Source organism: Pseudomonas sp. DVZ6 (assembly GCF_024259445.1).
In the GTDB taxonomy this organism is placed as follows: Bacteria; Pseudomonadota; Gammaproteobacteria; order Pseudomonadales; family Pseudomonadaceae; genus Aquipseudomonas; species Aquipseudomonas peradeniyensis.
In genome coordinates, this window is sequence record NZ_JANCLM010000039.1 from 1 (window position 1) to 25,109 (window position 25,109).

General features: G+C 64.9%; 22 protein-coding genes. 7 read left to right on the plus strand and 15 right to left on the minus strand.

The window, feature by feature from the left end; genetic code table 11:
• Window positions 1-83 precede the first annotated feature (83 nt).
• The 10 genes from NMG10_RS20655 to tssB all read right to left on the minus strand — a co-directional run bounded on the left by NMG10_RS20655 (window position 84) and on the right by tssB (window position 9,495).
• Window positions 84-599, minus strand: a complete 516-nt coding sequence (locus NMG10_RS20655) for an Hcp family type VI secretion system effector (protein WP_062574481.1) — start codon at window positions 597-599, stop codon at window positions 84-86.
• Window positions 600-720: 121 nt separating this feature from the next.
• A complete protein-coding gene (gene icmH, locus NMG10_RS20660) occupies window positions 721-1,512 on the minus strand; it encodes a type IVB secretion system protein IcmH/DotU (protein WP_254465045.1) in 792 nt (263 codons plus the stop codon).
• Between the two features lie 46 nt (window positions 1,513-1,558).
• Complete coding sequence (tssK, locus tag NMG10_RS20665; protein WP_028691397.1) at window positions 1,559-2,896, minus strand: type VI secretion system baseplate subunit TssK; 1,338 nt, start codon at window positions 2,894-2,896, stop codon at window positions 1,559-1,561.
• A gap of 46 nt (window positions 2,897-2,942) precedes the next feature.
• Window positions 2,943-3,731, minus strand: a complete 789-nt coding sequence (tssJ, locus tag NMG10_RS20670; RefSeq protein WP_254465046.1) for a type VI secretion system lipoprotein TssJ — start codon at window positions 3,729-3,731, stop codon at window positions 2,943-2,945.
• A complete protein-coding gene (locus tag NMG10_RS20675) occupies window positions 3,728-4,309 on the minus strand; it encodes an FHA domain-containing protein (protein WP_254465047.1) in 582 nt (193 codons plus the stop codon). The genes tssJ and NMG10_RS20675 overlap by 4 nt, the downstream gene beginning before the upstream one ends.
• Window positions 4,306-5,322, minus strand: a complete 1,017-nt coding sequence (tssG, locus tag NMG10_RS20680; RefSeq protein WP_254465048.1) for a type VI secretion system baseplate subunit TssG — start codon at window positions 5,320-5,322, stop codon at window positions 4,306-4,308. The genes NMG10_RS20675 and tssG overlap by 4 nt, the downstream gene beginning before the upstream one ends.
• On the minus strand, window positions 5,286-7,052 hold the full coding sequence (tssF, locus tag NMG10_RS20685; RefSeq protein ID WP_254465049.1) for a type VI secretion system baseplate subunit TssF: 1,767 nt from the start codon (window positions 7,050-7,052) through the stop codon (window positions 5,286-5,288). Before tssF ends, tssG begins: the two co-directional genes overlap by 37 nt.
• 3 nt (window positions 7,053-7,055) lie before the next feature.
• Complete coding sequence (gene tssE / locus NMG10_RS20690; protein ID WP_203652113.1) at window positions 7,056-7,454, minus strand: type VI secretion system baseplate subunit TssE; 399 nt, start codon at window positions 7,452-7,454, stop codon at window positions 7,056-7,058.
• Complete coding sequence (gene tssC / locus NMG10_RS20695) at window positions 7,451-8,941, minus strand: type VI secretion system contractile sheath large subunit (protein ID WP_254465050.1); 1,491 nt, start codon at window positions 8,939-8,941, stop codon at window positions 7,451-7,453. Before tssC ends, tssE begins: the two co-directional genes overlap by 4 nt.
• A 50-nt stretch (window positions 8,942-8,991) precedes the next feature.
• A complete protein-coding gene (tssB, locus tag NMG10_RS20700) occupies window positions 8,992-9,495 on the minus strand; it encodes a type VI secretion system contractile sheath small subunit (RefSeq protein WP_254465051.1) in 504 nt (167 codons plus the stop codon).
• A gap of 357 nt (window positions 9,496-9,852) precedes the next feature.
• Between tssB and vasI the strand changes: the two genes are divergently transcribed.
• The 4 genes from vasI to NMG10_RS20720 all read left to right on the plus strand — a co-directional run bounded on the left by vasI (window position 9,853) and on the right by NMG10_RS20720 (window position 16,382).
• Window positions 9,853-10,473, plus strand: coding sequence for a type VI secretion system-associated protein VasI (vasI, locus tag NMG10_RS20705; RefSeq protein WP_232857772.1), 621 nt, complete (start codon window positions 9,853-9,855; stop codon window positions 10,471-10,473).
• Entirely contained in the window at window positions 10,461-11,918 is a 1,458-nt protein-coding gene (tssA, locus tag NMG10_RS20710; RefSeq protein WP_232857773.1) for a type VI secretion system protein TssA, read from the plus strand. Before vasI ends, tssA begins: the two co-directional genes overlap by 13 nt.
• Before the next feature lie 6 nt (window positions 11,919-11,924).
• Entirely contained in the window at window positions 11,925-15,515 is a 3,591-nt protein-coding gene (tssM, locus tag NMG10_RS20715) for a type VI secretion system membrane subunit TssM (protein ID WP_254465052.1), read from the plus strand.
• 102 nt (window positions 15,516-15,617) lie between these two features.
• A complete protein-coding gene (locus NMG10_RS20720; protein WP_203652125.1) occupies window positions 15,618-16,382 on the plus strand; it encodes an SDR family oxidoreductase in 765 nt (254 codons plus the stop codon).
• 136 nt (window positions 16,383-16,518) lie between these two features.
• On the opposite strand, the gene nhaA is transcribed toward NMG10_RS20720, so the two are convergent.
• The 5 genes from nhaA to NMG10_RS20745 form a co-directional block, all read right to left on the minus strand.
• Complete coding sequence (nhaA, locus tag NMG10_RS20725) at window positions 16,519-17,721, minus strand: Na+/H+ antiporter NhaA (RefSeq protein ID WP_050706371.1); 1,203 nt, start codon at window positions 17,719-17,721, stop codon at window positions 16,519-16,521.
• A gap of 787 nt (window positions 17,722-18,508) precedes the next feature.
• A complete protein-coding gene (locus NMG10_RS20730) occupies window positions 18,509-19,294 on the minus strand; it encodes an ABC transporter ATP-binding protein (RefSeq protein ID WP_254465053.1) in 786 nt (261 codons plus the stop codon).
• An 11-nt stretch (window positions 19,295-19,305) separates the two neighbouring features.
• Window positions 19,306-20,061, minus strand: coding sequence for an ABC transporter permease (locus NMG10_RS20735; RefSeq protein ID WP_186715069.1), 756 nt, complete (start codon window positions 20,059-20,061; stop codon window positions 19,306-19,308).
• 2 nt (window positions 20,062-20,063) lie between these two features.
• Window positions 20,064-20,822: an ABC transporter permease gene (locus tag NMG10_RS20740; RefSeq protein WP_186734555.1), complete on the minus strand. Its 759-nt coding sequence runs from the start codon at window positions 20,820-20,822 to the stop codon at window positions 20,064-20,066.
• Between the two features lie 134 nt (window positions 20,823-20,956).
• Window positions 20,957-21,319, minus strand: a complete 363-nt coding sequence (locus NMG10_RS20745; RefSeq protein ID WP_254465054.1) for a DUF393 domain-containing protein — start codon at window positions 21,317-21,319, stop codon at window positions 20,957-20,959.
• Window positions 21,320-21,464: 145 nt separating this feature from the next.
• Here NMG10_RS20745 and NMG10_RS20750 point away from each other — a divergent pair, with 145 nt between their 5' ends.
• The 3 genes from NMG10_RS20750 to NMG10_RS20760 all read left to right on the plus strand — a co-directional run bounded on the left by NMG10_RS20750 (window position 21,465) and on the right by NMG10_RS20760 (window position 24,959).
• Window positions 21,465-21,659, plus strand: coding sequence for a DUF1289 domain-containing protein (locus NMG10_RS20750; RefSeq protein ID WP_186734552.1), 195 nt, complete (start codon window positions 21,465-21,467; stop codon window positions 21,657-21,659).
• Between the two features lie 68 nt (window positions 21,660-21,727).
• Window positions 21,728-22,072 (plus strand): hypothetical protein, encoded by a 345-nt coding sequence (locus tag NMG10_RS20755; protein ID WP_203652133.1) that lies wholly within the window; start codon window positions 21,728-21,730, stop codon window positions 22,070-22,072.
• 694 nt (window positions 22,073-22,766) lie between these two features.
• On the plus strand, window positions 22,767-24,959 hold the full coding sequence (locus NMG10_RS20760; RefSeq protein ID WP_254465055.1) for an OsmC domain/YcaO domain-containing protein: 2,193 nt from the start codon (window positions 22,767-22,769) through the stop codon (window positions 24,957-24,959).
• Window positions 24,960-25,109: the final 150 nt, after the last annotated feature.

Consider the following 25,109-nt stretch of genomic DNA (forward strand, 5'->3'; position numbering starts at 1 on the left):
ATTAGGCATGGAAAGTCCCTGTCCGCCTTCTGACGGTGGCTGAAGCCCGGGCAGGCGTGCCTGCCCGGAACCCTGCGGTCGGGTCAGACGACGGGCGCGCGCCAGTCGTCGGAGCCCGCGGTGCCCGCGACGGTGTGATCCCAGGTGATCTTGCGGTAGGCCAGGGACACCTCGATCAACTGCGTGAAGTCGGCGTTCTCCTTGTCCTGGGCATGGGGCATGACGGTGTTGATGTCGACGATGGTGGCGTCGGTGAGCTCGGTGGTGAAGAAGTGCTCCTGCTTGCCCTCGACCGAGGTGCGGTACCAGTTGACCGTGACCTTGGGCAGCATTTCACCGGACGCCAGGGCGTTGTACATCAGCGGGGTCGCCTTGTTCAGCGCACTGGTGAAGATGAACGGCTTGTGTACCCGCTGCCCGGTCGGCTGGCCGCTTTGCGGGTCGGTGGGCACGGTCACCTTGTGCTTGATTTCCTGCACCAGGATCTCGTCTTCATGGCCTTCGACAAACACGTTGCCGACGGAGTCGGAGGTGAAGGCGCCCGCGGTGAGCAGGCCCTGGGTCTTGCCTTCGATCTTGATGTAAGCGGGTGTTGGCATGGCAGATATCTCCTGCATCCATGTGGGTAAACACGCACACGGGAAGTGGCGTGGCCATCGGGCTCGATGGGCTTTTCAACGGGGCGCAGGCCCCGAAAATCCATTGCTTCGGGCGCGCCGTTCACGGCTGCAGTAGGGTGTTCAGCGCCTCGATTGCCTCGCGGGTGAGCAGGTCCAGGCGGTAGCGGTAGTAGCCGTACAGCCCGGCCAGGGCGATCGCCGAAACCACCAGCGGGCTCCACCAGGGCCATTCGCGGCGCAGGCGCACGTCTCGCGGGGCGACGTTGGCCAGCGGATCGCCGAAGAGGTCAGGGGGCGGGCCGCGCAGTTCGAGGATGATTTCGCGCAGCTTGAGAATGAGGGCCTGCAGCGCCTCGTCGCCCTTGGGGTCGATGCCGTACTTGCCGCGCAGGCCCAGGCACAGGCACAGGTAGATGAACTCCAGAACGTCCTGGTAGCGCTTGGGCTCCTGCATCATGCGCGACAGCACGGTGAAGATTTTCTCGCCGCCCCAGGTCTCGTGGTGGAAGACGCTGAGCAGGGGCTTCTGGCTCCACTGCGAGCTCTTGCCCCATGGCGTGGACATCACGGCCTCGTCGATATACAGGCACAGCGCGTAGGAGTGGGCCTGCAGCTGGGCCGGCTCGTAGTCGTACCGGCGCATCTCCTCGACGATGGCGTTGACCTGGTTGTAGACGGCGTTGTAGAGGAACGGGATATCCCGGTGGCTTTCCTGCTTGCGCAGACGCATCACCAGGCCGAACAGGGGCATCGCCGCATCGATCATCTGGTTGCTGAAGGCTCCACGGAGCTGGAAGTCCGGGTCGGGTACGTAGTCCGGGTGGTCCATCGCGCTGGCGGGGGCCGGTATGGGTTGCTGTGCCTGGCTCCTATCGGCGAGCTGGGTTCGCATGTTGTCGTCTGATACAAGGTGTCGGTTGTTCGCAGCTTCGGTCATTTCATTCGCTCCGTATCGCCCAGAACTGCAACTGGAGCCCCGGGAACTCCCCCGCGACATGCAGGCCAAAGCCGTTGCTGTCCTTCATCGCGGCCCAGTTCGGGCTGCGCCGGTCGAGCTCGAAGTAGCTGAAGCCGGCATGGAACGGCAGCTCCCGCGGCGCCACGGGCATCGGTCGCAGCGCAATGCCGGGCAGTTGCAGCGGCACCAGGTCAGCCAGAGCCTCGAGGGAGGTGATCTTGGTTTTCTGCAGGAACGACTGCTGGAATGTCTCGGCGGGCAGGTCGGCATGCACCGCGAGGATGAAGGTTGCCTCGTCGATCAGGCGGCGATCGTCCAGGGTCACGGTCAGCACGCCGAATGGCTGCTCCACCAATGGCAGGGAAACGGCCCGCGGTTGCCGGACGATGCTCAGGGTACGGCGCAGTGCATCCTCCAGCGGCTTGAACGACTGGCGCAGGGCGTTGTGCCGGTAGGCTGGCGGCTCCGGCGGCAGGCGCTCGTCGTCGGTGAAGGTCAGCAGCTCGCCGCACGCCTGGCTCAGGCTCAAGTACAGCTGCTCAGGGTGGGTATGGGGCTGACGGGCCAGGTGCTGGAAGCACGGCCACCAACGGTTCATGGCTTGCAGCAGATTGAAGTCGCGGATATCGGCCACCCCCGACTGACCGGGCGAGCCGATACGCGCCGCGAGGTTGCGCGCGCGCTCGCGCAAGGTGTTGCTGACTTCGTCGAGAAACCGCTTGAGTGCCGGGGCCGCCTGAATAGAGACACAGGTGGGGTAGAAGTCGTCGTCCAGCAGCAGGCTGCCGTCGGGCCGGCGCTCGAGGATCCAGGCAAGGGGCAGCCGGGAGTAGGCGCTGTTGTCCTCGGTCTCGCGCATGAGTTGAAGGTTGGGGACCGCCAGGTCCACCTGCACCAGGTCGCCGTCGGCGCTGTGGGTGTCCTTGATCTCCAGGGGCTGGGCGCCGTAGCGGTAGTTGCCGCCGCTCTCGGGCCAGCTGACTTCGCGTCCCCCTTCGGTGCGCAATGGCAGGCACAGGAACACCTCGTTGCGTTGCGTGCCGTCGTCGGTGATTTCCAGGGCGGGCGGCGGCGGCAGGTCGCCGGGAATGTCGAATACCGTGCCGTCCGGCATGATGCCGCGGGCCCGGGTGATGGCCACCTTGCCAAGGCTCAGGTACTCCTGGTTCAGCTGCAGTTCGCTGAAACCGTAGAACGCCGCATTCAGGCTGCTGACGCGCTGCTGGACCGCGGCGTCGCTGGCCCTGGCCTGTTGCTGGAAATGCTGTGGCTTGACGAACATGCCTTCGGGCCAGAGAACTGGATTGCGTGAGCTCATGGGCGCTCCAAATAATGGGGGAGGGTGGAGACCTGCAGGCGGGGCATCAGCTTTCCTCCTGCAGCAGGATCTGCGTGCCATCGAGGGTCACGGCGAGCACGACCTGGCGGCCGCGTGGCGCGATGCGTATCACTTGCCGCCAGTCGGCGTTGGTGATGTCGTTGAACTTGGCGATCACGGCGATGAAGCGCGTGTCGGCGGCGATGGGCTCGAAGCGCACGAACTTGAACTGCCCCGGTGCCAGCAGGTAGTCGTCGTCGCGGATGTAGGTGCTGCGCAGGGCCTTGGCGAGGTCCTGGTCGAGTTGCGTATACAGGCTGTTGCGCAGCAGCGAGTCGTCACGCAGTTGCAGGATCTTGATCGCGACGGGCGTGGCGATCGCAGGCGTCGCTTTCTGGCTGGGGGCGGCCACGTCGAACCGGACGTCCTTGGCGTCATAGCTGCCTGGGCCTTCATGCTCCGTGGGTGAATGGGCTGGTGCCTGTTCGTCGTTCGGCTCTACGGGGGACATGGCTGGAAACAGCGCTTGAAGATGCTCCAGCAGACCGGCGACCTGCTCAGTCAACGCAAGCGGATCGCCTGCACGGAGGCTGACCGCATAAGGCGTGGGCTCCAGCGTTTCACCGGGTACCGTCGCATCGAGGCTGTGGGGGTTGGTGTTGATGGTAGGGCTGGCGTGCAGGCTGAAGGCGACCTCGGTGGGCTGGTCCGACAGCGCGCCCACTGGGATGGAAGGGTCCATCAACACCTGGCCGATCTTGCCGAGGGCCGTGCAGCCTGTGGCCGACCCGAGGGCAAGCAGAAGCGTGGCTACCCTCAGTGGATGAGACGTCATGGCTTCCCTCCGGCGATGAGTCGCTGCAGGGCGCTTGCCCCAGGCTGGGCCGGTTGCTGCGGTGCAGTTAGTGCGGCCAGGGGATCCGGGGCCTGAAGTCGATCGAACAGCGTGCAGATATCGACCGGGAGACTCGCTGTACGGGGCGCGGGATGCCAGGGGCTGGCCAACGAGCTGTCCAGCAGCGCTTCGAGCGCCTGCCGGCCAGGCTTGAGCAGGTCATCCAGGTCGCCGCGGATGAAGCTTTGATCGCTTGGCCCGGCTTGATAGCGGGCGTGCAGTTGATAGGGGCCGACCTGCAGGCAGTCGCCTTCGCCCACGCGCACCGGCTTGCCTGGGCCGGGAGGCAGCGGGCTGTCGTTGAGCAGGGTCTGGCCGCAGAGGTCGATCACGCAGAAGCCGCCTTCCAGCCAGCGGATCGCACAATGAGCGGGGTGAATCCGCCGCTGGCGATCCAGCAGCAACCAGTCGGCTTTGCGGCTGCCGATGATGCCGCCATCGCGGTCGAACAGATGGCACGCGACGACGCCGTGGTGCAGGCGATCGAGATTGGCGATGCTGAGGGCGAGTCTGGTCATGCGCGACCCCGTATCCGCACGACCGGGCTGACTTCACCCTTGCGGTCTTCGATGAAGCTGGTCCAGCCCAGGTGTGCACCCTGCTCGCGGTGCAGGCGGAACGGTGGCAGTTCATGGGGTTTCAGGCGCAGCTCGAGGTCATAGGCCAGGCCGTCGCGGAGCAGGAAGTCGATCAGTGCACGCAGTCGCTCGAAGTCGACGCCGCCGGGCAGCAGGCTGCGCAGGCGTGCCAGATCGAGGTCGCCGATCAGCAAGGTGAACTTGCTGCTGCGGGTTCGCGTGCGGTCGCCGAGCATGAAGCTCTCGCCCAGTTGCCCGTTGCAGCGGCCCAGGCGCACCACCTGGCGGTGTGAGATGGTCACCGTGCGGGTCTCGAACTCGCGGATCTGCACCGACGGCAGATCGAAGCAGTGGGCAATGATCCCGGCGCCCACACCGGGTGCCCGGCTGCGGCTGGCAATGACGCCGACGAAACTCAGCAGGCGGCTCCAGGGCAGCGGCGTGTCGCCACGCAGGCGTTCGTCGCCGAGGCCGATCAGGGCGAAGGCGTAGCGCGAGAAGTCATCGCTCGCCCCGGTCTGGAAACGCACGTAGTAGCGGTATTTGCGCCAGATGCGGTGCAGCAGGCTGAGCAGGCAGTGGTTGAAGAAATCGAACAGCGCGGGGCGCACGCCAATGCCCTGGGCGTATTCGTAGGCCAGTTCGTCGAGGTAGTAGCTGGGCAGGGGCGAGTCGGTGCCGTGCAGCCCCAGGAAGGTGGTGCGCACGCGATAGCGCGACGGCGCCTCGGCGATCCGCTCGGCGGCCAGCACATCGGCCACCGGAAAGCTCAGCCGCGGATCGCTGGCAAGGTGCACGCGCTGGCGTGTGGCGGTATCTGGCCAGCGCGGCTCGAGGTTGTCACCGTGCAAGCCATGCAGCCGCTCCAGCAGTTGGAAGAAGCTGTGCCGGTGGGCCTCGGCGAGTAGCGTTTCGGCTAGATCAGCGGTTGTCTGCCGGTCAGCAGTGGCCATGTGTAGTGCTCGTTGTTGGTGGTATTGATCACTTCCAGCTGGTGGAAGGAGTTGGTGCTCGCGTAGAGGGCGAAGAAGTGGGACAGCACGCAGCCGAACAGGTACAGGTCGCCTTCGCAGAGGAAGGCCTGCTGGTCGAGCCGCAGGCGGGTACGCAGGCCGCGAATGGGCAGGCCCTTGATCAACCAGTCCAGCGGTTCGGTGTGCGCCTCGCCGATGCCGTCCAGGCGTTTGCGCGTGGCCCTGGCCTGCTGGATGTCGTGCAGGGCGGCGAAATCGTAGGCGCCGATCACCGCCTTGAGCGGGGCGGCCGAGAGCAGCGACAGGTAGTTGAGCGAGAGGTTGGAGATGAGCGTCCACTGCAACTGGCCATCCAGCACCGGACGGTACGGGCGGGTCGGCAGGCAGATGTTGCGGTAGCGGACCAACGGCGCGGTGGCCTGGTTGATGACATCGATATCGCCCAGGCCCAGCGCCATCGGCAGGTCCCGATTGGTGCAGGTCAGCTCGATCGAGGCGGTTTCCATGCGACCGATGAACTGGCTTTCGTCGCCCCGCACGAAGGCGATCTGGTGATCCAGCCCGTCACCGAGCAGCGATTGCTCGACCCGGCAGCGGTAGTACAGCGCGGTGCGTCCCTGCACATGCTCGATCTCGTGGGCGAACGACTCGAAAGGCTGGAATACCCGCAGTTGCTCGCCAGGGCTGCCATCGGCGCTGGTGCGGGTGCTGATCACCCGGTCGACGCTGAAGATCTCGTGGCTGTCGCGGCGCAGGCCGTGGGGTACCAGGCGATGCTGGTCAGCCGTTCCGGACAGGTCGATGGGCTCGGCGCCGTGCTCGAACAGATTGACGGCAGGGGCGCAGAACAGCCTGAAGTCATCGGGGCCGATCCGCGTAGAGCCGGGCAGTGGGCGCGCGAGGTGGAACTCGATGCGGATCGTGGAGCTGGCGTGCGCCGGCCAGACCCTGTCCAGGCCGGTCAGGTTGAAGAAGTGAAAGCGTTGCGGGAAGACCAGGTACTCCTGGAGAATCCGGTACCCGTCGAACACATTGCGCGGGTAGGGAAGCAACGCCTCGTCGGGGCTGAAGCCGGAGAAGCTCAGGTGGCTGGCCGGCAGGCGGCGCACCTGGCCGTCGATGGTCACGCTGATGTGCTCGAGGTATTGCGCCAGCCACAGGTAAAGGGTCTGGGCGTTGCTGCGCTCGCCACCGAGGTGGAACTCCAGGCTGTCGCAGCCCAGGGTATTCAGCGGGCGTTGCACCTGGGTCTCGAGCTGGAGGTGAATGACCGAGCTGTCGGGCGTCAGGGTCGCGCCCACCTCACCGAGCGTGAAGGGATAGAGCTTCACCTCGGTACAGGTGCGGAACTCGCAATCCACGCCTTCGACCGGCCGGGAAAACAGACGTGAGCCTCTGGGAACGATCTGGGCCTGGCTGAGCGAAGCGTCCAGGGGCGAGAACTGAATGATCGTCGCGCTGGGCAGGGGGCGCAGGTAATTCGGCCAGAGCAGCTGCAGCATGCCATGGGTCAGTTCCGGCACTTCGTCCTCGAGTTTCAGGCGCAGCTTGGCGGTCAGGAAAGCGAGGCCTTCCAGCAGGCGCTCGACGCCGGGGTCGCCACTTTCCTTGCCCAGATAGCGGCTGAGCTGGGGGTTGTCCCGCGCAAAGTCCTCCCCCAGTTCGCGCAGGTAGCGCAGTTCTTCGCCGAAGCGGTCCTTCAACGACATGGCCTACCTCACCTGGGTGTTGCGGTTGTGGCCGTTGACCAGCAGTTCGATCTGCAGCTGTTCGGCGTGGTTTTCCACCCGCACCTGGCAATCCAGGCGAAAGTGCAGTTCCAGCGGGTTGTCCGTGTCTGGCTGCCCCTGCAGGTTCAGCACCTGGATCCTCGGCTCGTAGCGCCGGATCGTGCGCTGGATGTCCGAGCTCACCTGGCGCAGCAGGTCGCCGTTGCCCTGGTCATGGCCGTTGAAGTCGCGCAAGCCGAGGTCGGGGCAGCTCTGCGAGCAGCCCCGACGGGCGTTGAGCAGCGTCTCGAGGTGGCGTTTGATCCGCTCGACGGTGCGCCCGGTGCTTTCTCGGCGGCCAGCGGGAGCGTCGCTGGCCAGGCGGTCGAAGAGGCTGCTCATTGGGTGTCGAGCCGGCCGACCAGGGAGATCTCGAAGTTCGCCCCCATGTACTTGAAGTGCGGGCGCACCGCGAGCGAGACCTGGTACCAACCCGGATCGCCCGCGACGTCGCTGACTTCGATCTGCGCGGCACGCAGGGGGCGGCGACTGCGGATGTCGGCCGAGGGGTTTTCCTGGTCGGCGATGTACTGCTTGAGCCAGCGGCTGAGCTCGCCTTCGAGGTCGTTGCGCTCCTTCCAGCTGCCGATCTGTTCGCGTTGCAGCACCTTGATGTAGTGGGCGAGCCGGTTGACGATGAACAGGTAGGGCAACTGGGTGCCGAGCTTGTAGTTGGTCTGTGCCTGCAAGCCTTCGGATGTCTTGGGGAACTGCTTGGGTTTCTGCACCGAGTTGGCCGAGAAGAATGCGGCGTTGTCGCTGTCCTTGCGCATGGTCAGGGCGATGAAGCCCTCTTCGGCCAGCTCGAACTCCTTGCGATCGGAGACCAGCACCTCGGTCGGGATCTTTGCCTGCAACTGCCCGAGGGCTTCGTACAGGTGCACCGGCAGGTCGTCCACGGCGCCACCGGATTGTGGGCCGATGATGTTCGGACACCAGCGATAACGGGCAAAGCTGTCGTTGATGCAGCTGGCCATCAGGAAGGCGGCGTTGCCCCACAGGTAGTTCTGGTGTCGAGCGTCGATGTTTTCGTCGTAGCTGAAGCTGCTGATGGGGTGTTCCTGGCGGTCATAGACCGAGCGCAACATGAAGCGCGGCAGCACCAGGCCGATATGGCGGGCATCTTCACTGTCGCGCAACGACCGCCACTTGGCGAAGCGTGGCCCTTCGAAGATGTCCTTGACCTCCTTGAGGTCGGGCAGGTCCTCGAAGCTGCTCAGGTTGAAAAACTCGGGAGCGGGGGCGGTGATGAAGGGGGCATGCGACATGGCGCCCACGGAGGCGACATAGCTCAGCAGCTTGATGTCAGGCGAGGAGGGACCGAAGTTGTAGTTGCCGATCATGGCCGCCACGGGTTCACCGCCAAACTGTCCGTAACCTGCGGTGTAGACATGTTTGTAAAGCCCGCTGCAAGTGATGTCCGCGGCATTGTCGAAGTCATCGAGCAAGTCGCTCTTGCTGACATGCAGGACTTCCAGCTTGATGTTCTCGCGAAAGTCGGTACGGTCGACCAGAAGTTTCAGCCCGCGCCATGCGGACTCCAGCGCCTGGAACTCGGATTGATGAAGAATGGCATCCATTTGTTTGCCGAGAAGTCGGTCGACTTCGGCAATCATCTGGTCGACCCGGTGCTTGTTGACCAACTGGTCCGGGGTATCGTCCTTGAGCATTTCCGATATGAATGCAGCCACGCCTTGCCTGGCGATCTGGTATCCCTCCTGGCTGGGTACCAGCATGGTTTCGACCATGATCTGGTCGAGCAGTGTCGAGTTACCGATGGTTTCAGCCGTGGTATCGGCAGTGATTGTCGTGTTGTTTGTGGTGGACATCCGAGACGCTCCGTTGTCTATGTCATATGCCATCTGTCAGAAGTGCGTTTTCATTCCGCTGGCGGGGCTTCGACTACCAGGTCCAGCTCCTGCGCGAGTTGCTTGCGTGCCTGCTGGTCCGTCAGCAGGTGCTGCAGGTGCCGGCGAAATGCCGGGACATTGCCCAGCGGGCCTTTCAGGGCGACCAGGGCCTCGCGCAGCGCCAGCAGCTTGTTCAGCTCCGGCACCTGGCGAGCGATCTGGTCGGGGCCGAAGTCGTTGATCGTCCTGAACTGCAGCTCGACCGCCAGCTCGGCGTCGGCGACAGGGTTGAGTGCCGAAGGGACCGAGAGGCTCAGCTTGACGTCGGCGTCCTTGAGCACGCTGTCGAAGCTGTGCTTGTCGATGCGCATGGGTTGGCGGTCCTCCAGGTTGCGGTTGTCGACCAGGCCGAAGTCACCCAGCACCAGCATCTTGTGCGGCAGTTCAACCTCGGCCTGTTGATCCCCCGTGGCGGGTACATACTTGATGTTGATGCGCTCTTTGGGCGCAACGGAACTTGAGTTTCTGGACATGATGTAAGTTTATTCCTGATGCTGAAGTTTGTGGGGTATTGTGCTTGTGGGAAGTTTTTTAGAATTTTGTAGGAGGGGTCCTACATATTTGTTTTTATATACACGTTAATGTTTTGGTGCTGTAAATTGCCCTTAGACGATGCTGAAATGAAGTAATCAAAGTCGAGTCTAAAAATGTAAGAAAATATTTGATTGTTTGTGGTGGTGAGGTTGTTCTAGGCTTGCGTCAAGTCTGTTTTTTAGCGATGGCTAATTGTCTTTTTTCTATTGCTTTGCATGTTCCCAATAAGAAGTTGCATCGAGCCGTGAGGTCTAATTCTGGTGTGCAATCCATATAGTTGCGTGCTTGGTCTGGCATTGTTCGCGCTGCTGGAACCGACCTTTGCAGCCCCTGTGCGGGACTGCACGGGGATTGTTTCCAATGTCGAGCGCCTGGCGTGTTTCGATGAGGCGGCGGGAACGCCGGCGCGCGTGCCGACGATCGGCAAGGGATGGTCGGCCCCGGAGCTCGATGCCCCGAGCGTGGCTCGGGTCATGGCCAACGAGACCCGACGAGCGCCCGACAATCTGGCATTCATCCTGGGGGCCGAGGACGACAAGCGGACAGGGCGGCGGCAGGTCGTGATCTCCGCACCGGCTATCGCGACCTCCGAGCCGCGCCCCTATCTCGCCGTCAGCTGTGTACAGAACATCTCCAGGCTGCAGTTGCTCACCGCCGAACCCGTCCAGGGCAATCGGGTGACCTTGCAACTGCGTACGGAGCATCGGTCGACCCGCTCGCTGGCCTGGCAGGTGCTGGAAAACGGCCAGGTGCTGGATGCCGGGCGCGGCTTGCCCGCCATCGAGCAGATCAAGGTACTGCAGGGTGCCCAGCGCATCCTTGTGGTCAGTGATCATCCGGCCCTCGATGGCTTGCGTTTCGATGCGCAGGGGTTGGACCCGTTGATTGACCAGGCGCGCACAGCATGTCGCTGGTAGCGCCGGTGTCGACCGAGGAGGTCGCCAGGTTGCTGGCGCCCGTCGACCCGCTCGCGCCAGCGGGTTATTTCGATATCGAGGACGAAACCTACCAGGCGATCGATCAGGAGATGGTCAAGCTGGGAGGGCTGCATGAAGCCGCCATCGATTGGCCCTACATCGAGGAAGCCTCCCGTCACTACCTGAGCGGCCAGTGCAAGCACTTGCGTATCGTCGGGCACCTCAGTGTCGCCTGGCTGCGCACGGGATGCTGGGAGCGCTGGTGTTGCACGCTGACGTTGCTGGCAGGCATGGTCGAGCACTATTGGGAAAGCGCCCATCCCAAGCCAGGCCCCAAGGGCTTCCTGGGCAAGCGCAAGCTGGTCGGGCTGCTGCTCGGGCGCCTGTCGGCGGCGCTGCCCGGCCTCGACCGCTTCAGTTACACCCCGGCCTGCAAGCAGGCCGCCCAGCAGGCATTGGCCTGCCTGCAACAGCAGGCACCCCTGGCGCAGCTCGATCCTGCCGCGCTGGGCGAGCTGGAGCGCGCGCTGCTCAAGCAGGCCGAGCAGGCGATGGGGACTGCGCAACCCAGTCGCAAGGAATCCTCGCCACCCCAGGCGCCCGTCGCACCACTGACCGATGTGTTTCGACCTGCCAGTACCACTCTCTCCCTGGGGAACGAACGTGAGACCCGTCGTGCGGTACTGGGTATGGCCGAGTTCATCAACCAGCAGGATATCTACGATCCGACGGGCTACCAGCTGAGGCGCTTCGGCCTGTGGGCGCATATCCAGACACTGCCCTCCACGCGTCAGGGGCTTCGCACCGAGTTGATGGCGGTGCCGGCCGACATTGTCGGCGGGTACGAGGACGCGCTGTCTGCTTCGGCGATCGACCCGACCCTGCTGATGAAAGTCGAGCGAAGTGTCGCGGCCGCCCCTTACTGGATTCGCGGCAGCTATCTGGCGGCGGGCATCGCCACGCGCCTGGCAATGAACGAAGTCGCCGAGGCCATTCGCTGTGCCACCGCCAGGTTTGTGCGACGCCTGCCGGCGCTTGAGCAATTGTGCTTCAGCGATGGCACCGCGTTTGTCGATGACCAGTGCCTGGCCTGGCTCAGGGGCAGCCAGGCAACGCTGGCAGGGGATGGCGCCACTCAGGCGTTCATCGGCCTGCGCGAGGAGCTGGCCAGCCAGCTCGAGGTCGAGGGCGTGGAACCGGTGTTGTTGAAGCTGCAAGGGCTGCAAGCGGACTACCGCTCACCACGCGAGCGTTGCCATAGCACGGTGATCGCCGCCGACCTGCTGGCCTCACGGGGCGTGTCCTGGCTCGCCCAGGAGCTGTGCGCGAATGTCGCTCGCACCATGCGTGGCATGACTGCCGAGGCGTGGGAGCCCGAGGTCTACCAGCAGCTGCAGCAGTTCACCGCGACATCAGGATTGAACGATCAGAACAGGGAGTCTTGAACCGCCATGAGCAAACTCTGGGCGCTTTTCAAACGTTGGGGCCTGCCGCTGGCGTCCCGAATCAATCTGGCCATGCCGCTGTTGCTGGGGCTTGGGGCGGTGTTGCTGCTGGTGCTGATCTGGTGGCTCGGGCCGCAATGGCAGTGGCACGGGCAGCAGCCACTGGCCAGCCTGGCGCATCGCAGCGTCGCCACACTGCTGCTGGTGTTGTTGCCATTGCTGATCTGGCTGTTCGTGCTGCGTGCGCGCTTTCGCCGGCTGCAGGCCGAACGCCAGCGGGATATCGAGGCGAGCGCCGATCCAATACTGCCTGTGCTCCTGGCCCAGCAGCGTGCCCTCGATGCGGGGTTGGCAAGCTACCTGGAGCATGCCGGCGGGTATGGTGCGCTGTATCGGTTGCCCTGGTATCTGCTGCTGGGCGACGAGGGCGCGGGCAAGACCAGCCTGATGGAGCGCTCGGACCAGCGCTTTTCCCTGACGCGGATCGGCAAGGTCCAGGCACACGGGCGCCAGGACGAGGCGTTGGCCTATCCCGTGGACTGGTGGATCAGCGACGATGCGGTGGTCATCGATCCGCCGGGGGCGCTCATGACCCGGCAGGCCCCGGATGGCAACCTGCCCGACACGCTCGACAAGGCCAGGCCGGTACTGCCGGCTGGCACCCAGGCGCGGCTATGGATGCACCTGCTGGGTTGGCTGGCCCGCACGCGCAGTCGTAACGCCCTCAATGGCGTCGTGCTGGTCGTCGATCTTGCCGCCTTGCAGCTGGCCACGCCGCAGCAGCGCATGGCCTTGGCGCAGGTGCTGCGGGCTCGCCTGCATGAGGTAAGCAACCAGTTGGGTGCGCGTTTGCCTGTGTATGTGGTGCTGAGCAAGTTCGATTTGCTGGATGGGTTCGAGCAGTTGTTTGCGCGCCTGACGCAAGCCGAGCGAGAGCGGTTGCTCGGGTTCACCTTCAGGCTGGATGCCGTCAGCGCGTTCGATGCCTGGCTGGATGAACTGGCCGAGCAATACGACTGGCTGGTCAGGCGGACCGAGGAGCAGGTGCTCAACGACCTGGGCGTACTGGGCAAGACCGACCTGCGTGAACGGCTGGTGTCATTGCAGGGCCAGCTACTTGGCCTGCGTCCGATACTGCTGGCGTTCCTGCGCGAGATGCTGGTAAGTGATCGCTTCACCACGCCGGCACTGGTGCGGGGCCTGTATCTGTCCTCGATGCTTCAGCAGGGCCAGGTGCTCAACGCCTTCCAACGCAATGTGGCCCATCCCTTCAAGGCCGATGCGCCGGTCAGCGAGGGCAAGCCCCAGGGCAGGCAACAGGCGTACTTTGCCCAACGCCTGTTCCAGCAGGTGGTGTATCCGGAGGCCGGGCTGGCCGGCGACAACATCAGGGTGGCGCTAGGCAAGCGACGCCTGCTGTGGGCCGGCTCGGGGGTCGGGGCATTGGCGCTGGTCGTCATGGGCAGTGCCTGGCAGCGCTACTACGAGGCCAACAGCGACAAGGTGGCCAGGGTCCTGGACATGAGCCGCGCATTCGGCAGCAATGAACTGGATCAGCGGCTGGACCCTACCGGGCGCAACCTGCTGGCGCCACTGGAGCAGATTCGCGAGGCAGTGGCGGTGTTCGGCGACTATCGATCGGCCTGGCCGGTGGTGGCGGACCTGGGGCTCTACCAGGGACGCCTGCTGGGGCCGCGGGTCGATGAGGCCTACCTGAGCCTGTTGTCCAGGCGCTTCCTGCCGGCCGTCGCCAGCGGGGTGATCGATGCCATGGATGCCGCGCCTGCGGGCAGCGAGCAGCAGATGGCCGCGCTCAGGGTGTACCGGATGATCGAGGACCGCCACAATCGACGGCCGGAATGGGTCGAGCAGTGGATGGCCCGGCAATGGCAGACGGCCTTCCCTGGCCAGGGGCAATTGCAGCAGGCCCTGATGCGTCACCTGCAATACGCCCTGGCCTATGCCGATACCGAGCTGCCACAGTTCCGCCAGCGGCTTGGCCAGGCCCAGCAAGGCCTGCGTGAGGTACCTCTGGCGCAACGTGTGTATGTCAGCCTGAAGCAGCAGGCCCAGGAGCAGTTGCACAATGGCCTGGACCTGCGTCATGAGGTCGGGCCTGCCTTCGATTCGGTGTTCCAGCTCCGCTCCGGCGACGCCCAGGTGCCCGTTGACCTGTTCCTGGCGCCCATGCTGACGGCCAAGGGTTTCAGCGAATACTTCCTGCCTCGCAGCGCACAGGTCACCGACCTGGCAATGGTCGATCAGTGGGCGTTGGGCGAGCGCCGCCAGCTGGACTATTCACCGGCTGATCGCGATGTATTGATCGAGGGTATCCGCAACCTCTACAGCGCGGACTATATCGACAGCTGGCGACGAGCCCTGAACGCACTCGCAATTGCCCATTTCCGTGACCTGGAGCATGGGGTATCGGTGCTGGGGCAATTGACGGGGCCGGCAGAGCCGTTGCGTCGACTGCTGGAGAGCGTGCGCGCCAATACGGCGATGTCCACGCTGGCGGACGATGCAGGGGCCCCGAATCTGGCGGGGCCGGCTGTCGACCAGCATCTGGTCGGTATTCGCCGGGCCTTCTCGGGCTTGAACGACATGCTGCAGGCCAAAGGCGACAGGCCCAGCTATTACGATGAAACCTTGAGCGCGATTGCCGCCGTCCACGATCAGGCGAGAGGGGTACAGGACAGCCCCGACAGGGGCAAGGCCGCTCTGCAGGCGGTGCTACAGCGTTTTTCGATGAGTGGCGCGGACCCGATTGCCACCTTGCAGCGGGTTGCGACAGGGCTGCCCGAGCCGGTCGGACAGCAGGTGAGGGCCGTCGCGGACCAGACGGCGCAAGTGCTGGTCGTCGAGGCGCTGCGTGAGCTCGAGCGGCGCTGGGATGCCGACGTCTACAGCTTCTTCCAGCAGCGCTTGGCAGGACGATATCCCTTTGTGGTCGGCGGGGCTGATGCTGCCCTCGATGATTTCGAGGCGTTCTTCGGGCCCAAGGGGCGCCTGCAGCAGTTCCAGGAGCGGTACCTGAACGCATTCATCAAGGACAACCTCGACGCGCTGTACGCCGAGAACCAGGATGGCTACCTGATTCGCAACGAAGTCATCGACCAACTCGCCCTGGCAGACCGTATTCGCGAAACGTTCTTTGACCCGCGCGGCAACCTCGGCGTGCAGTTCAGCATCGAGCCCCTGGGGCTCAGCGCCAATCAGAGCACCAGCTTGCTGGACCTCGATGGTCAACTGGTCTCCTACACCCACGGCCCCAGCCAGATCACCGGTGTGATCTGGCCCAACACGCTTGGCCAGCAGGTACGCAGCAACCTCACCCTGCTCAGGCTCAATGGCAACAGCAGCAGCCTGGAATACCGGGGCCCCTGGTCGATGTTCCGCCTGCTCAGCCGTGGCGCCCTGAATGGCCGCAGCGCCACCGCGGTGGACCTGAGCTTCAAGACCGGTGACGGTGTGATGCGCTATCGGCTCAGTTCGGAGAAAGCCTTCAACCCGATCACCCAGCAGCCGTTCAAGGGCTTCAAGTTGCCGCGTACCTTGCTGCAGCAACCTATCGCAGATGCACCGCAGGCCATATGAGCCAAGGTTGATAGTGCACAAGAAACGGAGAGCTTCCCGGCACCACGCCACCCGATAGTACCCCGCGCACCCTGCACCCAACTTCAGGACGAGGTACTTATCATGCAACTGGCAGGCAAAGTGGCAATCATCACCGGCGCCAGCTCCGGTATCGGCCGAGCTGCGGCGACATTGTTCGCCCGGCACGGCGCCAACCTTGTGCTCACGGCTCGGCGCGAGGTCGAGCTTGAGCAGTTGACGGCGGACATCGCGGCGGCAGGGCAAGGCCAGGCCGTTGCCGTGGCCGGCGACATCACCGATACGGCATTGGTCAGGGAACTGGTGGACGTGGCGGTGGCGCGCTTCGGTGGCCTGGACATTGCCTTCAACAATGCCGGTACCCTCGGTGAACTGGCTGCCGTTCCCGAATTGTCCCTGGAGGGCTGGCAACACACCCTGCACACCAATCTCACCAGCGCCTTCCTCTGCGCCCAGGCGCAGATTCCGGCGTTGCTGGCCCGTGGCGGCGGCTCGCTGATTTTCACCTCGACCTTTGTCGGCCACAGCGTGGGCATGCCGGGCATGGCCGCCTATGCGGCGAGCAAAGCCGGGCTGGTCGGGCTGGTCCAGGTCATTGCGGCGGAGCAGGGCAGTCGCGGCATACGCGCCAACGCGTTGCTGCCCGGCGGCACCGATACGCCCATGGGCCGTAGTGCGATGAACAGCCCCGAGGCTCGGGCCCATGTCGAAGGGCTGCATGCCCTCAAGCGCCTGGCCCGGCCGCAGGAAATCGCCGAGGCGGCGTTGTTTTTGGCGTCGCAGGCATCGAGTTTCATGACCGGGACGGCCATGGTGGTGGATGGCGGGGTTTCGGTGGTGCGGGGGTGAGGTGGGCTGCAGGTTCCGCGTGGTGCTGTGGAAACGATCGCGGGGCAAGCCCGCTCCCACGCAGGTCCAGTTACTACACGCAAGTTCAGTTACCCGTAGATTGAACGGGACTGCCTAGCAGCCCCGAGCGCTTGCATCAATCCGCCGGTTTGGGCGCGAAACGCAGGATCAGGCAGGCGATCACCGCCGACAGCAGCGAGCCCAGCAGGATGCCGATCTTGGCCGCGTCGATCTTATCGGCCTGGCCGGGGAAGGCCAGCTCGCCGATGAACAGGCTCATGGTGAAGCCGATGCCGCACAGCATCGCCACGCCGTAGATCTGCAGCCAGCTGGCGCCATGGGGCTTGCTGGCCAGGCCGGTCTTGACCGCCAGCAGCACACCGCCAAACACGCCGAGCTGCTTGCCCAGCAGCAGGCCCAGGGCAATGGCCAGCGGCAGCGGAGCGAAGATGTCGCTCAGGCCCAGGTCGCCGAACGAGACACCGGCGTTGGCGAAGCCGAAGGCCGGCACGATGAGGAAGCCGACCCAGGGCGCCAGGCCATGCTCCAGCTTGAGCAGCGGGCTGGCTTCGCGGGCCTCGCTGTCGCCGGTGCTGTAGGGGATCAGCAGGGCACCGACCACGCCGGCGATGGTGGCGTGCACGCCCGACAGCAGGGTCACGTACCACAGCGCGGCCACGCCGATCAGGTAGGGCCACAGGCTGACCACACGCAGGCGATTGCACGCCAGCAGCACGGCGACGATGCCGGCGGCGCCGGCCAGGGCCAGCAGGTTCAGCGACGAGGTGTAGAACACGGCGATGATCGCCACCGCGCCCATGTCGTCGATGATCGCCACCGAGACCAGCATCACCTTGAGCGACAGCGGCGCGTGCCGGCCGAGCAGGGCCAGGGCGCCGACGGCGAAGGCGATGTCGGTGGCGGCCGGGATCGCCCAGCCGTCGGCCAGGCCCGGCTCGCCACGGGACACCGCCAGGTAGATGAGCGCCGGCACGGCCATGCCCATCAGTGCCGGCAGGGCCGGCAGGCGACGCTGCTCCCAACTGGCCAGGCGACCGTCGACCAGCTCGCGCTTGATCTCCAGGCCCACCAGCAGGAAGAAGATCGCCATCAGGCCATCGTTGATCCACATGTGCACGGTCATCGGGCCGAGCTTGTCGGTCAGCACCGGGCCGACGGGCAGGTGCAGCAGGTGCTGGTAGGCACTGGCCCAGGGGCTGTTGGCGATGACGATGGCCAGCGCGGCGGTGAACATCAGCAAGACGCCGCCGGCCGCCTCGGTGGCCAGCAGGTGCCGCAGCATCGAGCGCGGCTTGACGGGTGGAAGGGGTGCGGTCATGTAACGCTCCTCGTTCATGGCATCACCCTCGCGGTGGCAGTGGCGCGGCGGGCAACGGGCACGGCGGGACGCTGGCTCCGGACAAGACGGGCCACTGCGGCGAAGGGCGAGAAGAAGGATGGGGAATGCGGCGCAGCAACCCACGCCGTGAAGGCACGGGGCAGGAAGGGCCATGGGGAATGGAGGCATGCGTGCAACATGGACAAATCTCACGGAAAACAAATGAATGTTCTCCGTATTCGGGAAGGCTCCCGGGCGCACGCAGCACACGCCAGGCGGCCATTCTAACGGTACGGGCGCAGGTGTGTGTTGCATTTTTGCATCGAAATGTTGCCAAGCGAAGGTATCGCTTCGTGGCAGCGTGTTCGACGACAGAGTTGCGGCGCCTATCAGATCGAGCGCCGCCCGCGCGGCGCATCGCGACGCAAGGCCGCTCCTACATCTGTTTTGGGCCAGTCAATCCTGTGCCATTACCTGGTCCGCCTTGTTGGTACGATGCGGTTTCAGCGTGGGCACCACTGCCGCTTCACCTGTCTCAAGACATGCACCAAGGCGGGAAACCATGGCCTGACAGGTTCGGCACGTTGCAACAAATGTAGGAGCGGCCTTGCGTCGCGATGCGCCGCGCGGGCGGCGCTCGATCTGATAGGCGCTGCAAGGCTTTCGGCGAACACCTGGAGCCCCCCGGTCTAATGTCGGCGCCATCGGTGGCGCGATGGCCACGGTGCTGGCCCACATGCTCGGTTAGCTGCTGATGACCGAGCCGGCCATGCCCACGCCGGACAGGTCAATGCCCGACCAGTTGCGCCAACAGGCGCTGCTTGTGCTGGAACAACAGCGCCGTATCGCGTTGTCGCGGATGTGCCAGCTCCAGTTGCACCTGCTCGCCGATGCGCCCCGGATTGGCCTCCATCACGATCACCCGGTCGCCCAGGTACAAGGCCTCCTCGATATCGTGGGTGACCATGATCACCGTGCAGCGCTCCTGCACCCAGATGCGCTGCAGCTCCTGCTGCAGGCGCACGCGGGTCAGGGCATCGAGGGCGCCGAAGGGCTCGTCGAGCAGCAGCACCTTGGGCTTGTTCACCAGCGCCCGGGCGATCGCGCCGCGCTGGGCCATGCCGCCGGAGAGCTGGTGCGGATAGGCCTGCTCGTAGCCTCGCAGGCCGACCAGGGCGATGTGCTCATCGACCAGGCGCTGCTTCTGCGCCGTGCCCAGGTCATGGTTCTTCAAGGCCAGGGCGATGTTCTGCTGCAACGTCATCCAGGGGAACAGGCGGTGGTCCTGGAACACGATGCCGCGCTCCAGGCCCGGGCCGTTGAGCGGCTGGCCGTCGAGCAGGATCTGCCCCTGGTAGTCCGGGTCCAGGCCGACGATCAGGCGCAGCAGGGTGGACTTGCCGCAGCCGCTGGCGCCAAGGATGCTGACGAACTCGCCAGGGCGGATGTCCAGGTCGATGCCTTGCAGCACCGGCACGGGCCAGCCCTTGAGCGGGTAGGTCTTGCTCAGGTTGCGGATGCTCAGCGCGCCGGTCTGCACGTGGGCGGGTAAGGATGGGGCGATGGCGTTCATGGTCGGGCCTTTCAACGGGTGGGGCGCCAGCGCAGCAGGCGGCGGGCGAGCAGGGTGGACAGCCAGGTCATCAGGTAGCCGCACAGGCCGATGCACAGCACGCAGATCACGATGATCTCCATGCGCGCGCCGGCCTCGGCGTTCATCATCAGGTTGCCCAGGCCGGCGCCGGAGGCGAGGAACAGCTCGCTGCCGACCGCCGTGACCCAGGCGAAGGCCAGGGCCTGCAGCACGCCGGTGGCGATGCTCGGCAGGGCGGCGGGCAGCAGGACCAGGCGCAATTGCTGCCAGCGCCCGAGCGCCAGTACCTGGCCGACTTCGCGATGGCGCACATCGACCTGGCGCAGACCCTCGAAGGTGTTGAGCACCATCGGATACAGCGCCGCCAGGCTGACGATCAGCAGCTTCGATGCTTCGCCGTTGCCCAGCCATAGGGCGATCAGCGGGATCCAGCCGAGCATCGGCACCTGGCGCAGGGCGTGGAACAACGGTGCCACCAGGCGGTTGGCCAGGGGCGACAGGGCCATGAGCGCGCCCAGAGCGACGCCACCGACGATGCCCAGGGCGAGGCCGGCGCTGGTGCGGGCCAGGCTGGCCAGCAGGTTGACCAGCAGCTCGCCGTTGCCCAGCAGTTCCACCAGGGCGTGGCCGATGGTTGCCAGTGGCACGAAAGCGTAGGCGCCGGCGGCGTCCTGGCGCGAGGCCAGTTCCCAGGCGCCGATCAGCAGCAGTGGCAGCAGCAGGCCACGCAGGTTGCGCAGTTTCATCATCACCTCCCGGCCACTTGCCAGCCGGACAGACGTCGCTCGACACGGCGCAGCGAGAAGTCCAGGGCAAAACCGATCACCCCGGTGATCGCCACGCCCACCATCACCACATCGATGCGCAGCATCTGCCGGCCCATCTCGATCATCTGCCCCAGGCCGCTGTCGGCCGCCAGCAACTCGCAGGCCACCAGCACCACCCAGGCGCGGGTCAGGGCCACGCGCACGCCGGTGACGATGGCCGGCACCGCGGCGGGCAGGGCGATGCGTGCGACCAGGGTCGGCCAGCGCAGGCGGTACACGGCGGCCACTTCGAAGTGGCTGCGGGGGATGGCGCGGATGCCCTCGACCGTGGCCAGGGCCACCGGGAAGAACGCGGTCTTGGCGACGATCACCACCTTGAAGGTCTCGTCGATACCCAATAGCAGCACCAGCATCGGGATCAGGGCGATGCTGGGGATCTGCCGCAGGGTATGGAACAGCGGCGCGCAATAGGCCTCGACCGTGTCTGACAGGGCCATGGCCGTGCCGAACGCAAGGCCGGCCAGCGCGCCGGCGGCGAAGCCCAGCGACAGGCGCGACAGGCTGCCGGCCAGGTGCTCCTGCAATTCGCCGGTGGCCAGCAGGTCGGCGAAGCTGCGCCAGACCTCCAGGGGCGGCACCAGCAGGTTGGCCGGGAACAGTGCGGCGTCGGCGACTGCAGCCCACAAGGCGAGCAGGGCCAGGGGAGAGACCAGCCAGGTGAGGGCTTTGAATGGGGACATGGCGAACCTTGTGCACGGCGGGTGATACCGAGGTATCGCAATCGCCGTGCCAGGGATCAGGCTACGGTTTTACAGGGGCTGCGAGCGGGGCTGCTGGTGGCGCAGCAGTGGGGTGTTGCTGTGGCAACAGTCGCTCAGCAATGGCTCGGGATATTCGCGGGGGACTGGCTTGCAGCGTCCTGGCGGGAAAGCCAGGCCACGGCACACAGCGCCATCCCCGCCACATTCAGCGAAACCGGGTTGAAGGCATCCACCAGCATCGAGGGTTGCATCACCGCCATGGTGTCGAACGCTGTCACCGGCAGGCCTGCCCAGGCCAGCAGGGCCTGGCCTTGCGCTGACTGGACCGTGGCCAGGCGGATACGCAGGTGGCGATCATGGCGGATAACGAACCTCGCCCAGCTGTTGCACAGCCTGCACACACCGTCGAACAGCAACACGGTTTCCCCTGGCGCAAGCAGTGGGGCAGCGGAAGGGCGTATCAGTGAGGCGGGCATGGCTTGCTTCCGTTCAGGCTGAAAGTGGCATTTTAGAGGGCTTGAGCGGGAAATGGCGAGCCACCGGCGCCGCTCCCTCAGGGATTGGTCGGTTCAAGGGCGGTAGCCGAACCGTTATCATGCGCGCCCGACATTGGAGCGCACCATGGCCAAAGACATCGACAACCCCTGCGTCTCGCTGTGCCAGCTCAACAGCGAGTTGTGCGTGAGCTGCGGCCGTACCCGGGACGAGATCCGCAAATGGCGGGGCATGAAACGCCCGGAGAAGATGGCGACCGTGCAGCGGGCCGCGACGCGGATGAAGGCCATCGTCAAGAAAAACGCCAGGCGTTCGATCTGAGAGACGCCGAACACCTTGAGAGGGCTGGCCTAGACTTGCGCTGACGACCGTATCCGTGGGAGAGCCCCATGCGCAGACTCTGGAAAAAGTACCTCGCACTGCTCGACGCCGACCTCAGTACCAAGGTCTTCGACAATTTCAAGAACCTGCTGGTGTGCGCGCTGCTGTTCGCCGCAGGCACCGAGGCGATCCACGGCAACCAGCAGGTCCTGCTGGGGCTGTGGGTGTTCAGTTTCACCGGCTGGGGGTTGATCCTGGTGTCGGCGCTGCTGTTTCTGCTGAATGTCAGCGATACCTTGCACCGCCTGGCGAAGTTGCCCTATCACACGGTACTGCAGGTGACCCTGTGCCTGGTCTACCTGATCCTGGCGTCGCGGGTGGTCGAGATCGTCTGGAGTTTCAGGGCGGAGTAGGCATCGCGGCGGATTCGGGCCTGGGGTTGTCCCTTTTATGGCCTTTGGGGTGTAAGGGTTATTGACCGGGTGAGGGCCTCCAGGTGTCCACCGCAACCGTTACAGCGCCTATCAGATCGAGCGCCGCCCGCGCGGCGCATCGCGGCACAAGGCCGCTCCCACAGGCGTGGCGCGTGGCTTTAGGGCTGCACGGTCGCTGTGGGAGCGGGCTTGCCCGCGAACACCGGCATAGCCGGTGCCAGGTACCGCGTCGCCTGCTTCGCGGGTAAACCCACTCCCACAGGGATCGCGCCAGATTCTAAAAATTGAGCAAGACAGTTGCTCCCACATCTGTTTCGGGCCAATTTCTCCTGTGCCATTACCTGGTCCGCCTTGTTGGTACAACGCGGTTTCAGCGTGGGCACCACTGTCGCTCCACCTGTCTCAAGACATGCGCCAAGGCGGGCAACCATGGCCTGACAGGTTCGGCACGTTGCAACAAATGTGGGAGCGGCCTTGCGTCGCGATGCGCCGCGTGGGCGGCGCTCGATCTCATAGGCGCTGCAACGCTAACGTCGAACACCTTGAAAAGCCCGGGCACCGCATGCAGGTGAGCGGCCGACCTCCAACTCGTCGCCAGCCAACACTTCCCGGCAAAAATCCCGGATAATGCCCGCCATTTATCCGTTCCCGCCCGCTTTTGGTACCCCTGCGCATGGAAATCAAGGTCAATTTTCTCGACAACCTTCGTCTCGAAGCCAAGTTCGACGACTTCACGGTGATCGCCGACCAGCCGATCCGCTACAAGGGCGACGGCTCGGCCCCGGGGCCGTTCGACTACTTCCTGGCGTCGTCGGCCCTGTGCGCGGCGTACTTCGTCAAGCTGTACTGCCAGACCCGCGATATTCCGACCGAGAACATCCGCCTGTCGCAGAACAACATCGTCGACCCCGAGAACCGCTACAACCAGATCTTCAAGATCCAGGTCGAGCTGCCCGAGGACATTTCCGAAAAGGACCGCCAGGGCATCCTGCGCTCCATCGACCGCTGCACCGTGAAGAAGGTGGTGCAGACCGGCCCCGAGTTCATCATCGAGGAGGTCGACAACCTCGACGCCGATGCCCAGGCACTGTTGATGCCGGTGTCCGACAGCACCACCTACATCCCGGGCAAGGACCTGCCGCTGGAGCAGACCATCGCCAACATGTCGGCGATCCTCGCAGGCCTGGGGATGAAGATCGAGATCGCCTCGTGGCGAAACATCGTGCCCAACGTCTGGTCGCTGCACGTGCGCGACGCGCAGTCGCCGATGTGCTTCACCAACGGCAAGGGCGCGACCAAGGAAGCGGCGCTGGCCTCGGCGCTGGGCGAGTTCATCGAGCGGCTGAACTGCAACTTCTTCTACAACGACCAGTTCTGGGGCGAGGACATCGCCAACGCGGCGTTCGTGCACTACCCCAACGAGCAGTGGTTCAAGCCAGGGCCCAAGGACGCGCTGCCGGCCGAGATCCTCGACGAGCACTGCCTGCAGATCTTCAACCCCGACGGCGAGCTGCGCGGTTCGCACCTGTACGACACCAACTCGGGCAACAAGGAGCGTGGCATCTGCTCGCTGCCGTTCGTGCGCCAGTCGGACGGTGAGACGGTGTACTTCCCGTCCAACCTGATCGAGAACCTGTACCTGAGCAACGGCATGAGCGCCGGCAACACCCTGGCCGAGGCGCAGGTGCAGTGTCTGTCGGAGATCTTCGAGCGGGCGGTCAAGCGCGAGATCCTCGAAGGCGAGCTGTGCCTGCCGGACGTGCCGCAGGAAGTGCTGGCCAAGTACCCGGGCATCGTCGCCGGCATCCAGGGGCTGGAGGAGCAGGGCTTCCCGGTGCTGGTCAAGGACGCGTCGCTGGGCGGTGAGTTCCCGGTGATGTGCGTGACCCTGATGAACCCGCGCACCGGCGGCGTGTTCGCCTCGTTCGGCGCTCACCCGAGCTTCGAGGTGGCGCTGGAACGCAGCCTCACCGAGCTGCTCCAGGGCCGCAGCTTCGAGGGCCTGAACGACCTGCCGCAACCGACCTTCGACAGCCTGGCGCTGACCGAGCCGAACAACTTCGTCGAGCACTTCATCGATTCCAGCGGCGTGGTGTCGTGGCGCTTCTTCGGCGCCAAGGCCGACTTCGAGTTCGTCGAGTGGGACTTCTCGGGCCACGGCGAGGACTCCAACCAGCAGGAGGCGCAGACCCTGTTCGGCATCCTCGAGGACCTGGGCAAGGAAGTGTACATGGCCGTGTACGACGACCTCGGCGCCACCGCCTGCCGCATTCTGGTGCCGGGCTATTCGGAGATCTATCCGGTCGAGGACCTGATCTGGGACAACACCAACCGCGCCCTGGGTTTCCGGGCCGACATCCTCAACCTGCACAAGCTGGACAACCGTTCGCTGAAGCTGCTGCTCAAGCGCCTGGACAACGCCGAGGTGGATGACTACACCACCATCTCCACGCTGATCGGCGTCGAGTTCGATGACAACACGGTATGGGGCCAGCTGACCATCCTCGAACTGAAGCTGCTGATCCATCTGGTGCTGCAGCGTTTCGAGGACGCCAAGGAGCTGGTCGAGATGTTCCTGCAGTTCAACGACAACACCGTCGAGCGCGGGCTGTTCTACCAGGCGCTGAACGTGGTGCTGGAGGTGGTGCTGGACGATGAGCTGGAGATGGCCGACTACGAGCACAACTTCCGGCGCATGTTCGGCAATGAGCGGATGGACGCGGTGCTGGGCTCGGTGGATGGCAGCGTGCGCTTCCATGGGCTGACGCCGACCAACCTGCAACTCGAAGGGCTGGACCGCCACCTGCGCCTGGTGGAGAGCTACAAGAAACTGCACGCGGCGCGGGCGCGGGCGGCAGGGCTCTGAGCCGAGCCGCTCGAATGAGTGAAAAGGGTCGCCTGGCGACTAATGCCAGTCAGTTAAGACCGTTGGGTCGCTGCGCGACCCTTCGCGGGTAAACCCGCTCCCACAAGTACAGCGCTCGCTTCAGCGTTTGCGCGATCCTGTGGGAGCGGG